General features: G+C 73.5%; 13 protein-coding genes and 2 pseudogenes. 5 read left to right on the plus strand and 10 right to left on the minus strand.

Annotation, left to right across the window (positions count from 1 at the left end; all coding sequences use genetic code 11):
* The first annotated feature begins 343 nt into the window (after positions 1 to 343).
* The 4 genes and pseudogenes from E1283_RS37335 (at position 344) to E1283_RS16615 (ending at position 3,741) form a co-directional block, all read left to right on the plus strand.
* On the plus strand, positions 344 to 775 hold the full coding sequence (locus E1283_RS37335) for a hypothetical protein (RefSeq protein ID WP_165956149.1): 432 nt from the start codon (positions 344 to 346) through the stop codon (positions 773 to 775).
* 121 nt (positions 776 to 896) lie between these two features.
* The gene (locus E1283_RS16605) at positions 897 to 1,982 is read left to right on the plus strand and encodes a L,D-transpeptidase family protein (protein ID WP_132818828.1); all 1,086 of its coding nucleotides are present in this window, start codon (positions 897 to 899) and stop codon (positions 1,980 to 1,982) included.
* Between the two features lie 80 nt (positions 1,983 to 2,062).
* A complete protein-coding gene (locus E1283_RS16610; RefSeq protein WP_132818829.1) occupies positions 2,063 to 3,055 on the plus strand; it encodes a ketopantoate reductase family protein in 993 nt (330 codons plus the stop codon).
* 328 nt (positions 3,056 to 3,383) lie between these two features.
* A pseudogene (locus tag E1283_RS16615) lies at positions 3,384 to 3,741 on the plus strand (WhiB family transcriptional regulator).
* A 27-nt stretch (positions 3,742 to 3,768) separates the two neighbouring features.
* Here E1283_RS16615 and E1283_RS16620 read toward each other — a convergent pair.
* The 10 genes from E1283_RS16620 to E1283_RS16665 form a co-directional block, all read right to left on the minus strand.
* A complete protein-coding gene (locus E1283_RS16620) occupies positions 3,769 to 4,215 on the minus strand; it encodes a DNA-binding protein (RefSeq protein WP_132818831.1) in 447 nt (148 codons plus the stop codon).
* A gap of 58 nt (positions 4,216 to 4,273) precedes the next feature.
* Entirely contained in the window at positions 4,274 to 5,080 is an 807-nt protein-coding gene (locus tag E1283_RS16625) for a class I SAM-dependent methyltransferase (RefSeq protein ID WP_425086184.1), read from the minus strand.
* A gap of 76 nt (positions 5,081 to 5,156) precedes the next feature.
* Positions 5,157 to 8,456 (minus strand): substrate-binding domain-containing protein, encoded by a 3,300-nt coding sequence (locus E1283_RS16630; protein WP_132818832.1) that lies wholly within the window; start codon positions 8,454 to 8,456, stop codon positions 5,157 to 5,159.
* A gap of 191 nt (positions 8,457 to 8,647) precedes the next feature.
* Positions 8,648 to 9,568, minus strand: coding sequence for a pectate lyase family protein (locus E1283_RS16635; RefSeq protein WP_243744886.1), 921 nt, complete (start codon positions 9,566 to 9,568; stop codon positions 8,648 to 8,650).
* Positions 9,569 to 9,806: 238 nt separating this feature from the next.
* Positions 9,807 to 10,040 (minus strand): DUF2277 domain-containing protein, encoded by a 234-nt coding sequence (locus tag E1283_RS16640; RefSeq protein ID WP_132818834.1) that lies wholly within the window; start codon positions 10,038 to 10,040, stop codon positions 9,807 to 9,809.
* A 126-nt stretch (positions 10,041 to 10,166) separates the two neighbouring features.
* A complete protein-coding gene (locus tag E1283_RS16645) occupies positions 10,167 to 11,885 on the minus strand; it encodes a DUF885 domain-containing protein (RefSeq protein ID WP_132818835.1) in 1,719 nt (572 codons plus the stop codon).
* A gap of 102 nt (positions 11,886 to 11,987) precedes the next feature.
* Positions 11,988 to 12,881 (minus strand): ABC transporter permease, encoded by an 894-nt coding sequence (locus E1283_RS16650; RefSeq protein WP_425086186.1) that lies wholly within the window; start codon positions 12,879 to 12,881, stop codon positions 11,988 to 11,990.
* Positions 12,878 to 13,906 carry an ATP-binding cassette domain-containing protein gene (locus E1283_RS16655; RefSeq protein WP_132818836.1) on the minus strand — a complete coding sequence of 343 codons (1,029 nt, stop codon included), beginning with the start codon at positions 13,904 to 13,906 and terminating at the stop codon, positions 12,878 to 12,880. The genes E1283_RS16650 and E1283_RS16655 overlap by 4 nt, the downstream gene beginning before the upstream one ends.
* Positions 13,907 to 13,985: 79 nt before the next feature.
* Positions 13,986 to 14,219: a hypothetical protein gene (locus tag E1283_RS16660; RefSeq protein ID WP_132818837.1), complete on the minus strand. Its 234-nt coding sequence runs from the start codon at positions 14,217 to 14,219 to the stop codon at positions 13,986 to 13,988.
* Positions 14,216 to 15,022 (minus strand): methyltransferase, encoded by an 807-nt coding sequence (locus tag E1283_RS16665; protein ID WP_132818838.1) that lies wholly within the window; start codon positions 15,020 to 15,022, stop codon positions 14,216 to 14,218. Before E1283_RS16665 ends, E1283_RS16660 begins: the two co-directional genes overlap by 4 nt.
* Before the next feature lie 22 nt (positions 15,023 to 15,044).
* Here E1283_RS16665 and E1283_RS39870 point away from each other — a divergent pair.
* A pseudogene (locus tag E1283_RS39870) lies at positions 15,045 to 15,171 on the plus strand (DUF349 domain-containing protein); the annotation flags it as partial.

The following is a 15,171-nucleotide window of genomic DNA, read 5'->3' on the forward strand; positions in this document are numbered from 1 at the left end:
GGCGAAGGACGGCACCAGGGCGGCGATCGAGGCGGTGTGCGAGGTGGCGGCGGGCCACGACGACTTCGAGGCGGCGCTCGCCCCGCTGCGGGTGTGACACTGCGGTTCGCCCGGGTGCTGCGCTACCGCGAGGACAAGCGGGCCGCGCAGCCCGAGGCGGTGGCCTCCGTCGACGCGGTGCGCGCGCTGCTGCCGGGGGCGCCTCCGACCTGAGTCGCCAACTCCCCTTGCTCACAAGGGAGTCAACGTTCCGTCAGTGATCCGTCAAGGCAACCACACGCAGGTTTGACCACCGGCGAAGTGTGCGATGCTGCCGTCTTCTCCAGCCGCGAAGGGGGCGCAGGTGAGGGGTCTGACGGCACGCGTGTCGCTCGGCGGCGTGTTCCTGGCCGTCAGTCTGATGGCACTGGCCGCGGTGCTCGGCTACCACCACGGCCACAACAACGGGCCCGACGTGGCGGACGGGCCGGTGGTCGACTCCCTGGAGCGGCAGGGCGACGCGGTGGCCGCGGCGTTCCGCGCGGCCCACCCGGACGACCCGGCGGCCGACCTGGTGCGCTGGGCCCTCGCCTCCACGGACGCCGCCGGCTACCCGGCCCTCACCGTGGTCGTCGAGGACGTCGAGGACGAGGACGACATCGACGCCGCCTCCCTCTGTGCCTCGGTGGCCGCCTTCCTCGCCGCCGAGTACGGCGTCGCACTCGGCGAGGGACACACGGAACTGCTGGTCACCGCGGGTGGTTCGGTGCTGCGCCGGTTCGACACCACCCCCTGACCGGGGCGCGAACCACCCAATCGTGGCTTCTTCGTTATGGGCCCGGTGCAACATTCCGCCGATTAGGCGCATCTTTATCAGTGAGGTCCCGAGAGGTCCGATAGCTCCAGGGGGAACACTGATGCGCTCCGCGCTCCTTCGCAGGTTGGCCGCACCGGCGGTGGCGAGTGCCGCCGTGGCGGCACTGCTGCTCACCGGCTGCTCCGCACAGGGCGCCGAGAGCTCCGGCTCCGGCGACGACGCGTCGAGTGCGACGCCGAGCGAGGACGAGTCGCCGGGTGACGACGCGGAGTCCGGCCAGGAGTCGCCGGAGGAGCAGGCCGAGGAGGTGGTGCTCGACTTCGGCGACGAGTCGGAGCAGGTGCGCGAGCTCCAGGCCAGGTTGGCGTCGCTCGGCCACTTCCTGGCCCAACCCACCGGCTACTACGGGGACGTCACGCTGGGCGCGGTCTCCGAGTACCAGCGGGCGGCCGGCATCGAGGTCTCCGGCACGGTGTTCGCCAGCACCTGGTCCGCGCTGACGGGCGCCACCGAGGCGCCGGGCCAGGAGGAGCTGTTCCCGCCCCAGCAGATACTCGGCTACGGGGACAACTCGGACCAGGTGCGCGAGCTCCAGGCCAGGCTCGGGCAGCTCGGCCACTTCGAGGAGAACCCCACCGGCTACTACGGGGACGTCACCACGGCCGCCGTCACCGCGTTCCAGCAGGCCGCCGGCATCGAGGCGTCGGGCACGGTCTTCGAGCCCACCTGGGAGGCCCTGACCGGCCAGACCGAGGCGCCGAGCCAGGAGGAGATGTTCCCGCCGGTCGAGATCCCCGAGGTCGAGCCGGCCCAGGAGTTGGACGAGCGCTGCCTCACGGGCCGGGTGCTGTGCATCTCCAAGACCTCGCAGACACTGTCCTGGGTGGTCGACGGCGAGGTGCGCACCACGGTGGACGTGCGCTTCGGCGCCGAGGAGACGCCCACCAGGGAGGGCGAGTTCGAGGTCTACTGGAAGTCCCGCAACCACCACTCCACGCTGTACGACTCGCCGATGCCCTACGCGATGTTCTTCGACGGCGGCCAGGCGGTGCACTACTCGCAGGACTTCGCGGCCAACGGCTACAACGGCGCCTCGCACGGCTGCGTCAACGTCCGCGACGAGGGCGCCATAGCCCAGCTCTTCGACGAGGTGCAGGAGGGCGACCGGGTCGTCGTCTACTGGTGACGGCGTCCCTGGCGCGGCGGCCGGGGAACCCGGGGGCTCCCGCCGCCGCGCCCGCCGCGCGCCGGGGCGAGAATGGCCGCATGCGCTACATCATCATCGGCGCCGGCGCGGTCGGCGGCACCATCGGCGGGCGGTTGGCACAGGCTGGACACGAGGTCGCGTTGGTGGCACGCGGCGCCCACGGGGAGGCGCTGCGGGAGCACGGGCTGCGGCTGCTCACCCCGGACGAGTCGCTGACGCTGCGGCCGCCCGTGCTCGCCGGGCCCGAGGAGTACCGGCCGACCGCGGAGGACGTGCTGGTCCTGGCCGTCAAGACCCAGGACACGGTGGCCGCGTTGGACGCCTGGGCGCCGGTCGCCGGCGACCTGCCGCTGCTGTGCGCGCAGAACGGAGTGGCCAACGAGCGGCTCGCGCTGCGCCGGTTCCCGCGGGTGTACGGGGTCTGCGTGTGGCTGCCCTCGCTGTTCCTCGAACCCGGCGTGGTGGTCGCGCCCTGCGCGCCGCTCAGCGGGATGCTGCACGTCGGCCCCTTTCCCGGGAGCACGGGTCCGGCCGACGGGGACGGCGTCGACGACACCGCGCGCCGGATCGCCGCCGACCTGGAGAGCGCGCGCTTCCTCGCCCCCGCGCGGTCGGACGTGATGCGCTGGAAGTACGCCAAGCTGCTGACGAACCTGGGCAACGCGGTCGAGGCGATCGCCGGGCCGCTGGGCTCGGACCCGCTGCTCGGCCAGTTGGTGGAGCGGGCGGTGGCCGAGGGGGCCGCGGTGCTGACGGCGGCCGGCATAGCCTTCGCCGGCCAGGAGGAGCAGCGCGCGCTGCGCGGCGACCGGATGGACATCCACCCGGTGCCCGGTGCCCCCGAGAGCCGTGGCTCGTCCTGGCAGAGCCTGCGGCGTGGCACCGGCACCATCGAGGCGGACTACCTCAACGGCGAGATCGTGCTGCTCGGCCGCCTGCACGGGGTGCCGACCCCGGTCAACGAGGGGCTGGTCGCGATCGCGAACACCTTCGCCCGCGAGGGGCGCGAGCCGGGTTCGTTGCCGGCCGCCGAGCTGGCCGCGCTGGTCTGACCGGCCGCCGGCGCCCGGCAGTTCCCACTTTTTTCCCGATACCCCCGGCGGCGCGCCCGTCCCGGGGGTACCGTCGTTTGCGAACGCCTTTATTCCACCCGCTGGGGCACCGTCAAGTCGCCTTAGCCCGGACGGGTGGTTTCCCGTCTCGCTGGGTATCCACAGAGAGAGTCCTCGTTCCCCTCACCCAGACACCCAACATCCCTCACAAGGGTTACTTCGCGCGCCGCATAGTCCGATTGGGCCATCCAAGATTAGGCCCATAGGGGGTGTTGCGGTACCGCCTGCCTTCCGTAACGTCCTCAACTGGCAAGCGGTCATATGCCACTTGCCGCCGTGGGGGAGCCCTCGTCTGGGAGAGGAACGGCACCGGCATGAGCTGGGTTGTGGACTGGACTAAGCACGCGGTCTGCCGCAAGACGGATCCGGATGAACTGTTCGTACAGGGTGCCGCGCAGAACCGCGCCAAGGCGGTGTGCAGTGGCTGCCCGGTCCGAGCCGAGTGCCTGGCGTACGGGCTCGACAACCGCGTGGAGTTCGGCGTCTGGGGCGGCATGACCGAGCGCGAGCGCCGGGCCCTGCTGCGCAGGCGCCCCACGGTGGCCTCGTGGCAGCGGCTGCTGCAGACCGCCAAGGCCGAGTACGAACAGCGGACGGTGCGCTCCTCCGCCTCCGGAATCGCCTGATCCCGCGGTGGGACGGCCCCCACCCTCCTACTCCGCGGCCCCCTCCGCCTGGTCCGGGGTGCGCTCGGCCAGCCTGGCGAGCCGCTGCCGCGCGGCCTGCGGGGTGCCGAGCCCGAGGCCGAAGGCCAGCTCCTGCCAGGTGAGCCCCCGCCCCCTGGCCATGGTGAGCAGCCCGGCCTCCAACTCGTCCAACTCGGCGCGCACCCGGGGCAGCAGCGTCAGCGCGGCCATGATGTCGGCATGGTCCACCTCGGGCTCGCCCTCCTCCGGCAGCGCGGCGCCGCTCAGCAGGAACGCGACGAGCCGCACGGCCTCGTGCGGGGCCGGGAGGTGCGCGTTCACCTGGCGGGCCCGCTGGGCCTCGGTGGCGGCGTGCCGCTCGGCGAGCCTGAACAGCGCGGCGGCCCCCCGGTGTTCACGGGCCTGCGCGGCGTCCGGCGGGGTGAAGGGATCGGGTGCGAGTGCTTCGGGCATGACGCAAGACTGCCCCCGTGAAGCATTCGTTGTCAACAGATAAGACTGAACAGATCGTTCAAGGACGCCTCGCCCGGACGGAGAACATCAGGGGCACCCTGGGCTGCCCCGCCGGATAGCCGTAGATCCCCGGCTCGGACTCCGTGAGCACCGGATAGCGCGCGAAGATCGTGAACGGGTGCTCGTGCAGGAACTCGATCACCAGCCCCGCCGCGGCCAGCGCGGTGACGATCTCCCCCAGCGGGTGGAAGAACTGCACGGAGCCCGTCTTCTCCAGCGGCGGCCCGTCCGTGTAGGTGTGCGCGTACTCGGCCCGCAGCGGCTCGGTGGCGAAGTAGTCGTGCCGCACCGTGCCGCCGTCCTCGTCGGCCAGCATGTCGGTGACCGGGTGGAAGTCCACCAGGTAGAGCACCCCGCGTTCGGCCAGCAGCCCGGCCACCACCTCGGCCCAGCGGGTCAGGTCGGGCAGCCAGACCAGGGCGCCGAGGCCGGTGTAGACGATGTCGAACCGTTCGCCGCCCAGCGCGGCCCCGGCCTCGTACACGTCGGAGACCACGAACCGCGCCCGGTCGGCGAGGCCGACCTCCGCCGCCAGCTCCCGCGCCTGCTCGACGGCCCTGGCCGAGAAGTCGAGGCCGGTGACCTCGGCCCCCAACCGCCCCCAGGACAGGGTGTCCTGCCCCATGTGGCACTGGAGGTGGAGCAGCCGCTTCCCCGCCACGTCGCCCAGCTCGTCCCGCTCGAAGGCCCGCAGCGGCGAGCCGCCGGCGCGGAACCCCGGCAGGTCGTAGAAGTCGCTTGCCGCGTGGATCCGCACGCGGTCGTCCCAGTTCTCGCGGTTCGTCGTCAGCCAGTCGTCGTCCACGATCGGCGACCGTAACAACACCACCCGGCGGACCACCAGCGGTTTGCGGACGGCCGGCGGTTCGCGGACGGCCGGCTCAGGAGGCGTCGCGGTAGGCGTGCGGCGCCACCCCGGTCAGCCGGCGGAAGACCCGGCTGAAGTAGGCACGGTCGTGGAAGCCGACCGCGCGGGCGATCGTCTGCACGTTGTCGTCGCTCCGCTGGAGCCGTTCCTTGGCGCGCTCGATGCGCAGCCGGGTCAGGTACTCCCAGAGCGTGAGGCCGAGTTCGCGGTGGAAGAGGCGGCCCAGGTGGTCCTCGCTGACGCCGGCGGCCTGGGCGATCTGCCAGCGCGAGAACCGGTGCCGGTAGTGCTGCTCGATGTAGGCGAGCGCGTAGCGCACCGGCGCCGGGTCGGCGGCGCGCTGCTGGCGCTGGGGGTCCGAGGCCGACGACGTCAGCGACGTCAGCAGCCGGGCCGTCTCCTCCTCGGTGAGGATGCCCCGGCCGAGCAGCAGGAGCCTCGGGTGCGGCTCGGCGCGCCGCACGTCGGAGAAGGTGAACCCCGCGGCGCTCAGCATCAGGACCGGGCAGTCGTGCCACAGCCGGTCGACCAGCTCGAAGCCGTCCATGTCGGGCAGCGTCCGCTCCACGACCAGCAGCCCCGGCGCCTCCTCGGCGAGCAGCGCGAGCGCCGCCGTGCCGTCCGCCGCCGCCCGCACGGTGCGCCCCGGCAGCACGCCGGTCAGCAGCCGCCGGAACGCCTCGCGCGAGGCGGCCGAGCCGCCCACCACCACCGCGGGGGCGGCGACGCCCGAGGGGCGCAGCGCGTGCAGCGCCTGGTTGAGGTCCCGCCCCGCGACGGGCCCGTAGAGCAGGAACGGCACGTTCCGCAGCGCCGGATGGTCGTGCAGCCGGCGGACGGTGGCCCACTCCTGCGGGGTCGCCTGCCCGGCGTCCCAGGCGACGGCGGCCGGCGGGTGGCCGGCGGCCACGGTGGCGATGTCCTCGTCCGGGTGCGGCCGGTGCGGGCGCAGCCCGTGCCGGCGGGCGACGGCCGCCAGCTCGGGCAGCGTGCGCTCCACCACCAGCAGGGTACGGCCGGGCGACGCCTCGCCGGTGTGCGGCCCGGTGGGTTCGGCGGGGGTCGGCAGCGGCAGGTCGAGGCGGAAGCCGAACGGTCCCGGGCCGCGGTGCAGGGCCAGCGAGCCGCCGTGCAGCACGGCGAGTCGGCGGGCCATGGCCAGGCCGAGCCGGCCGCCCGGGCCGCGGGCGGCGAAGGGCTGGAAGTAGCGTTCGTCCTCGGCCGGTTCGTGTGCCGGCGCCGCCAACTCGGGCCCGGTGACCAGCACGGTGAGCCGGGGCGGGTCCACGTCGACGATGAGGTCGGGGTAGGGGCCGGCGGCCGTCAACAGGTTGTGGACGATCTGCCGCAGCCGGTCGGGGTCGGCGCACAGCGCGGGCAGCCGGCGGGGCAGCCGGAGGTGGCCGCCGGCGACGGTGTCCTGGAAGACCTCGGCGAGCAGCGGGCGCGGGTCGAGGAGCCGGCGGTCGAGGCCGAGGGCGTCGATCTCGGAGCGGGAGAGGTCGAGCAGGTCGTCGATCAGCCGCAGCAGCCTGGCCGCCTCCTCGTGGGCCGGGTCGCCGGGCGCGGTGTGGCCGAGGATGGCCTCGACGGGGCTGCGCAGCTCGTCGGTGGCGTTGCCGAGCAGCCGGGTCTTGAAGCTGCTCGCCTGCTCGGCGGCGTCCCTGGCCCTGCGCACCTCGGTGAACAGTCGAACTCCCTTGAGGGCGGCGCTGATCTGCTCGCCGAGCGCCCGGTAGAGCGCGCCGTGCCGGGCGGCGACGGCCCGCGGCCCGGCGTCGAACACGGCGTAGCCGAGGGGTTCCTCGCCGATGTGCAGGGGTTCGAGCACGGCGGTGAAGCGGTGTTCGCCGTCCGGCGGCGGCAGCGGCGGCGGTTCCGTGTCCCGGGGCGGCCCGTCCCCGGCGACCACCAACCGGTGTCCCGGCACGGCGAGTCGGGGCAGGTGGCGGTCGAGGGCGGCGTCGATCTCGGCCAGGTCGACGGCGGTGGTGAGGGTGGTGGACAGGGCGCGCAGCCGCCGGGACTCCTGCTCCAGGGTCCAGCGGTCGTACTCCAGGAGCCGTCGCGACTTGTCGGCGACCATCAACCTGGCCTGGCCGACGAGGCGTTCGGCCCGCGCGCTCGGCGGCGCCGCGGCGCGCAGCCGCAGCAGGGCGCGGTCCCAGGCGGCGGCGTCCTCGAAGCTCTGGACGGCGCCGACGCGCCGTTCCAGGCCGCTGAGGAACGGGCCGCCGCCGGCGGGGTCCGCCGGCTCGGCGGCGTCCGCGCGGAGGGTGGCGAGCAGTTCCTCGTCGAGCGGCGACCCGGGTAAGCCTGCCGGGGCCGGGGCCGGGGCCGGTTCCGAGGCCGGTTCCGGCCCCTCGCCGCCCTGCATGACCAGCGGCGTGGGGCAGCCGCAGGACCTGCGGATCACCAGGGTGCCCGGCACCACCCGGCGCTCCGGGGGGCGGACGCCGCGGAGCCTGGCGAGGATGGTCTCCACGGCGAGCGAGCCGAGTTCGCCGAAGGGCAGCGCGACGGAGGTCAGCGGCGGGTCGCTGATCCTGGCCTCCACCGAGTCGTTGAAGCTGATCAGGGCGACGTCCTCGGGAACCCGCACGCCGCGCTCGGTGAGCAGCCGCAGCGCGTCGGCGGCCAGCACGTCGCTGCACGCCACCACGGCGTCGAAGTCGCGGCCCGGGCGCAGCCCGCGGACGTCGAGCAGCACCCGCATCGCCGAGGCGCCGGCGCCGGCCGCGTAGTCGAGGGAGGCGGAGACCAGCGCCCGGTCCCGGGGGATCCGGTGCCTGGCCAGCGCGTCGCTGAAGGCGCGGAACCGGTCGAGCGCCACCGGGTTGGCCATCGGCCCGCGCAGACAGGCGAGTCGGCGGCGCCCGTGGTGCTCGACGAGGTGCCCGACGGCCTTGCGCATGCCGGCGTACGAGTCGAGCAGCAGCGTCTCGTGGCCGTCCAACGCCCGGTTGAGGCTGATCACCTGGCCGAGCCCGCCGAGCCGTCGGACCAGCGTGGCGGCGCGTTCGCCGCCGACCGGCAGGCCGAGGGTGGACGTCCAGCAGATCGCGCCGTCGAGGCCGGCCCGGTCGAGGAGTTCGTAGACGGCGTTGCGCGGCGCGCCGCCGGGCGTGAGGGCGTCGCCCGGGAAGCAGACGATGTTGACGTCCTCGCGTTCCGCGGCCTCCAGCACCCCGGACCAGAGGGACGCGCCCACGCCGAGGTGGATGTTGGCCGTGACCAGGCCGATGGTGGGCCTCGGCGACCGTGGGCGCCGGCCGTTGTCCTGCCACGCCGGTGGGGACCCGTGTTCCGCCATGGGGCTTCCTCGCTCCTGGGACGGACGGACGGCTCTGGGCTCGCTGAGCGGCCGCGCTCCCGGCGGAGCGCTCAGGTGGCGTGGACGATAGCGCCGGCACGGCAAGCCGACAAGGGCCGGCGGCGCGGTGGTTACCGCGCCGCCGGCCCGCGGCTGCGAGAGTGTGTCTTCCGGAGCGATCCGGAGCCGGGTCAGATCCGACCGACGCCGGCCCCCGAGGTGACGCTGGACTTGACGCCCGAGGGGGTGTCGACGCTGTAGCTGTACGGGATGCCCGCGACGCTGCCGCCGCTCTGGCCGGTGCCCGAGTTCACGAAGTGGTTGTTGCGGGCCACCAGCGCGCCGGCCGGCGAGCTGCCCTCGCCCCGGTGGAACGGGTCGTCGGTGTTCTCGAAGTAGTTGCCCTCGACCAGCACGCCGGCGTTGGTGGTGGACGCCACGCCGTAACTACCGATGTTGCTGTAGTAGTTGTTGTACACGTGCACCGGGTTGCCGAACCGCACGCGCGGGTTGCGCTGGTTCGTGCCGTCGTACCAGTTGTGGTGGTACGTGACCCGCAGCCGTCCCGAGTCCTCGGAGCTGTTGTCGTCCGAGTGCCCGAGCAGGCTGTTCTTGTCCTGTCCGTAGAAGCGGTTCCAGGACACGGTGATGTTGTCCGATGCCCGCTTGATGTCGAGGGCGCCGTCGTAGTGACCGGTGAAGTTGTTGTGGTCGACCCACACGTTGGTGGAGTACTCCACGTTGATGCCGTCGTCGGCGGAGCCGGCGAAGGTGATGTTCTGCACGATCACGTTGTTGGCCTGCCGGATGTTCAGCCCGTAGCCCTGGATGCGGGCGTTGCTGCCGACGCCGATGATCGTCTTGTTGGAGGCCACCCGGGTCATGCTCGACAGCGTGATGGTGCCGCTGACGCGGATCTCCTGGGTGGTGCTGCTCGATGCCGCCGAGGCGAAGGCACTGGCGGACGTCACCGTGACCACGCTGCCGCCCGCACCGCCGGTGGTGGCCCGCCCGAAGCCGGTCGGGGTGCCGACGGCCACCGTCTCGACGGGCTCGGCCGCCACGCCACTGGTCGCGGTGAGGAGCCCGCCGAGCGTCACCACCGCTGTCATCACTGCCACTGCACTGCCCAGCCTGAACCGCGCGCTCGTCCTGCGCATGGGATTCTCCGTCCGGAGTTTGGTGGGGGATGAATCGTTTTGATGCTAGGCCCGGCGCTGTGGACGATGACGGGCTGTGTGTGGACTATGACGCGATGCGCTGGCCGCGCGGGCGAGGCCCGTGTTCCACTGTGGGGTTGAGGGTCGGGTTGACCGTCGGCCTCCCGGTCGGCGGCGGTGGACGTGGTGGTCAGGACCCGCTGGCGGCCCGGCCGCCGGCGCCCCTGACCACCAGCTGGTCGAGGAGGCGCTCGGTGGCCGCCGTGACGGCGGCCACCGCCTCGTCGAACGCGGCCTGGTTGTGGGCGGCCGGGCGCTGGAAGCCCGAGACCTTGCGGACGTACTGGAGCGCGGCGGCCCGGACGTCGTCGGTCGTGACGTCCGGGGTGGCCGGGGGACGGAGGGTCTTGATGCTGCGGCACATGCCTCCAGTGTGCAGGGCGGCTCCGCCGCGTGGGTGCGACCGGCCACGACGGCGCCGCACGACACCCCGCGCCGCCCGACAACGCCGCAGGCCAGGGCGGCCCGGCGCGGCTTTCCAGCGGAGCGCTCAGCGCAGCGCGGCCAGCTCCGTCGCCAGGTCGTCGAGGCCGAGCGAGCCGAGGGACAGCGCCGCCATGTGCCAGGACTTCGCGTCGAACGCGTCGCCGGCCGCGGCGCGGGCGGCCGCCCGGCCCTCCAGCCAGGCGCGTTCGCCGAGCTTGTAGCTGATCGCCTGGCCCGGCATGCCGAGGTAGCGGGTCAGCTCCGACTCCGTGTAGGCCGGGTCGCAGCCGGTGTTCACGGCGAAGAACTCGGCGCCGAGCTCCGGGGTCCACACCTCGCCCGGGTGGAAGGACTCGCCGGCCGGGACGCGGCGCCCGGTGTGCATGCCGATGTCGATGATCACCCGCACCGCGCGCAGCATCTGGGCGGAGAGGTAGCCGAGCCGGTGCCCCGGGTCGGTGAGGAAGCCCAGCTCGTCCATCAGCCGCTCCGCGTACAGCGCCCACCCCTCGGTGGTGGCGCTGACCGAGCCGACGCTGACCTGGTAGCGGGAGAGCCGGTCCTGGACGTGCACCCACTGGGCCAGCTGGAGGTGGTGTCCCGGCACGCCCTCGTGGTACCAGGTGGACACCAGCTGCCAGAGCGGGAACCGGGTCGCGCCCATGGTCGGCAGCCAGGTGCGGCCCGGCCGGGCGAAGTCGAGCGACGGGCGCGTGTAGTACGGGGCGGCTGCGCTGCCCGGCGGGGCGATCATGGCCTCGACGCGCCGCACGGGCGGGGCCAGGTCGACGTGCTTGCCGTCCAGTGCCTCGATGGCCTCGGCCATCAGGTTCTGCAGCCAGTCGCGGATCGCGTCCACGCCCTCGACGGCCTCGCCTTCGCGCTCCAGGTGGTGCATCGCGGCCAGCGGCGACTCGCCCGGCAGCACTTCGGCGGCCACCGTCCGCATCTCCTCGGCCAGCCGGTGGTACTCGGCCCAGCCGAAGGCGTAGGCGTCGTCGAGGTCGAGGTCGGAGCCGGTCCAACGGCGGGCGCCGGCCAGGTAGCGCTCGGTGCCGACGCCGTCCGGGGTTCCCTCGCTCTCCGGCAGGTAGCTCTCGCGCAGGAAGCGGCGCAGCGTGTCGAGCGCCTCGGTGGCCCGCCCGGCCGCCGCGGCCAGTTCGTCGCGCTGGCCCTCGGGGCCGCCGGCCGCGAACTCCCGGTACCAGTCGGCGGTCAGCCAGGTGTCCAACTGGCCGGCGACGGTGGTCACCTGGCGTGGCGCGGCGGTCAGCCCGCGGCGGACGCCCTCGGTGAGCGACTCGGTGTAACCGGCGAGCGCGGCCGGCACGTTGGCGAGCCGGCGGCCGATCACCGCCCAGTCGTCGGGGGTTTCGGTCGGCATCATCAGGAACACCGAGCGCAGGTGGTGCACCGGCGAGAAGAGGTTGGAGACGTCCCGCAGCTGCTCGCCCGCGTCGTGCTGGGCGAGCGTCGCCGTCAGCCGCTCGCGCAGCAGCCGGCCGGCCCGCCGCTCGATCGACGGCAGCGCGCCGGGGCCGCCGGCCGCCGCCTCGACCGCGTCCAGCTCGGCCAGGGTGGCGCGTTGCGCCGCGGCCACCGCCTGGTGGCCGGCCGGCGAGAGGTCCGGGAGGTCGGCCACGCCTGGGCGGATGCCGAGGTTGGTGCCGTGCAGCGGGTCGAGGTCGGCCAGGGTCTCCACGTAGGCGTCCGCGACGGCGCGCGGGGTCGCCCGGCCGGCGGCGTCGGAGGGCGCGGATGGCGCGGGGGGCGAAGTGCTCATCGCGCCATCCTCGTACAGCGGCCGCGCCGAAGGAAGGGACGCCGGCGCCCCGCCCGCGCGGGGCGCGGAGCGCGGGACGGGGCGGGGGCGGGGTGCCGGCGGCTATCTGCGGTTGTAGCGGTGCATGGTGAGCGTGCCGAAGACGGCGACCAGCAGCAGCCCGGCGACCAGCACCCAGGTGATCTCGCCGACGTCCGCCGCGCCGTCCATCAGGCCGCGCACGGCCGCCACCAGCCGGGTGACCGGGCTGACGTCGACGAAGACCTGGAGCCAGCCGGGCATGGTCTCCGGCTCGACCAGCACGTTGCTCAGGAACGTCAGCGGGAAGATCACCAGCATGCTGACGCCCATCACGGACTTCTCGGAGCGCAGCACGAGGCCGAACAGCGTCCAGATCCAGGAGAACGCGAACGAGAACGCCACCAGCAGCAGGATCCCGGCGGCCACCCCGACCACCCCGCCGCCCGGCCGGTAGCCGAGCGCCAGGCCGACGCCGAGGATCACCAGCGACGCCAGCACGTAGCGCACCATGTCGCCCAGCAGGTAGCCGACCATGGCGGCCGGCCGCCACACCGGCAGGGTGCGGAAGCGGTCGAACACCCCCTTCTGGATGTCGGTGTTGACCGAGACACCGGTGTACATGGTGGTCATGATCACGCTCATCACCATGATCCCGGGCAGCAGGTACGTCAGGTACTCGCTGGTCGAGCCGGCCAGCGCGCCGCCGAAGAGGTAGGTGAACATCAGCGTCATCATGATCGGGAAGACGGTGACGTCGAAGAGCTGCTCGGGCACGTGCTTGATCTTGAGCATCGCGCGCCAGCCGAAGGTGACGGAGGCGGAGAGCGCGCTGGGCCGCGGGGGCCGCGGCGCCGCGGGGTCCAACACGGCGGCCAGCACCTCGGCCGCCGGGACGTAGGTGTCCTCGGCCTCGTTGCCGGCCCCGGCCGGCTCGTCGGGACGGTCGGTTCTGGTGGGGTCGGTGGCGGTGCTCACGCGGCGGCCTCCCGCTTCTCGTCGTGGCGTTCGGTGGACTCGCCCGCGCTCTTGCCGGTGAGTGCCAGGAAGACCTCGTCCAGGCTGGGTTGGCCGAGCGAGAAGTCGTCCACGGTGATGCCCTGGCCCGCCAGCTCGGCCAGCGCCCTGGCGGCCAGCACGGCGGGCTCCGTCGCGCCGGCGCCCTCCGGCATCACCCGGGCGGTGAGCGCCACCGGGTCGGCGGCCAACTGCACGGGCGCCTTCAGCACCATGGCCAACACCCGCCGGGCCTCCGCCCGTTGCCCGGGATCACGCAGCCGGACGTGGACGGCGCCGGCGCCGACCGAGGACTTCAACTCCCCCGGCGTGCCCTCGGCGATCACCCGCCCCCGGTCGATCACGGCTATCCGGCCGGCGAGTTGGTCGGCCTCCTCCAGGTACTGGGTGGTCAGCAGCACCGTGGTGCCCTGGGCGACGACCACCCGCACGATGTCCCAGACCTGGTTGCGGCTGCGCGGGTCGAGGCCGGTGGTCGGCTCGTCGAGGAACAGCAGGTCGGGCGTGTTGAGGATGCTGGCGGCGATGTCGAGCCGGCGCCGCATGCCGCCCGAGTAGTTCTTGGCCTGCCGGTCGGCCGCCTCGGCCAGCCCGAACGCGTCGAGCAGCCGGGCGGCGCGCTCCCGCGCGGCCGGCTTGCGGTGGCCGAGCAGCCTGGCGAGCAGCACCAGGTTCTCCGTGCCCGTCAGGTCCTCGTCGACCGAGGCGTACTGCCCGGTCAGGCTCACCCTGGCCCGCACCCGGTCCGGCTCGCGCGCCACGTCGTGCCCGAACACCCGGGCCTCGCCGCCGTCCGGCCGCAGCAGGGTGGCCAGCATCCTGACGACGGTGGTCTTGCCCGCGCCGTTCGGCCCCAGCACCCCGTACACCGTGCCGGCCGGCACGGTGAGGTCGACGCCGTCGACGGCGCGCTGCTCGCCGAAGACCTTGACCAGGCCGGACGTCTCGATCGCCGCCCCGCCCCGATCGGCCGTTCGCTCTCTCATCTCTCGCATCCCCATCGACGTCCCACTCGTCCGTGTCCTGTCGTGGGGGTAGACCCGCGTCGGATCCGGAACTCATCCGTCAACGGCCGTTGATGTCGGGCTGCGTCGTCCACACCTCGGGGCCGCCGCCGCGCCACTCGATGAGGGTGGGGTCCTCCAACAGCACCTCGTCCGGGTCGAGGCCGGCGCGGCGCAGGAACTCGATGAGCTCGACCGGGGAGCGGGCCACCCCCAGGTCCTCGCCGCCGGCGCTGACCCGTCGCCCGCCGGTGGCGCGCGGCGGGTGGACGACGACGCGGGCCGGGACGCTCACCGCTCGCCCTCGGGCGACGGGGCGGTCACCCGGATCTTGGACTGTCCGTGCGGCAGGCGCTCCCAGTCGTCCATCAGCCGGGCGGCCAGGCCGTGTTCGGCGGCCAGGGCGGTCAGGGTCTCGGCGCGGTAGTAGAAGTCCTCGCGCAGCACCTGGTGTTCGCGGCCCTCGGTGCGGTCGAAGGTGAAGTCGAAGAAGCCGCCGGGGGCGAGGATCCGGCCGACGTTGGCCAGGCACTCGCCGATGACGGGGAGCGGCGAGTGCGAGAAGACGCTGTGCGCGTGGACGACGTCGAAGTGGCCGGTCGGCAGGAAGTCGAAGGTCAGGTCGTGGGTGAGGGTGAGGTGCGGCAGCTTGGCCTGCAGGCCGTTGCGGGACAGTGTCTCCTTGGCGCCGATCAGGATGTCGGGCGAGATGTCGATGCCGTAGTAGCCGCCGGGGTCGAGGTAGTCGATGAACCGCCAGCCGGCGCGCAGGTTGCCGCAGCCGATGTCGAGCATCCGGTGGCCGGGGGCGAGGCCGTGGTCCCTGAGGTAGTCGAACTGGAGCTTGCCCAACGCCAGCCACCGCCGGTGGTCGCGGCTGCCGACGGCCGCCTCCGGGCTGCGGGCGGTGTCCGAGGCCATCACGGCCCGGTAGTAGGCGACGTGGTCCCGGTGCCGGGCGCGCAGCCACAGGTCGCGGGCGCCGCGCCGCAGGTGGGGGGCGATCCGCTCGGGGTGGCCCAGGGCGTAGCGCAGCCGGTGCGCGAGGCTCGACCGGTCGACCGAGAGCCGGCGCGGGGCGCTGTCCGCACTGTCCATGCTTCGTAGCGTGCGGCATGGTCGCAAGTTCGAGGGCCTCGTGGTGGAGATCGAGCTGCTGGAGCGTCGGGTCAAGACGACCGACCTCTCCGCCAAGGACGCGACGACGGCCATCGGCCACCTGCGGGAGCAGGTCGACGCGGGGCACG

Source organism: Streptomyces hainanensis, from assembly GCF_004348415.1.
GTDB lineage: Bacteria > Actinomycetota > Actinomycetes > Streptomycetales > Streptomycetaceae > Streptomyces > Streptomyces hainanensis.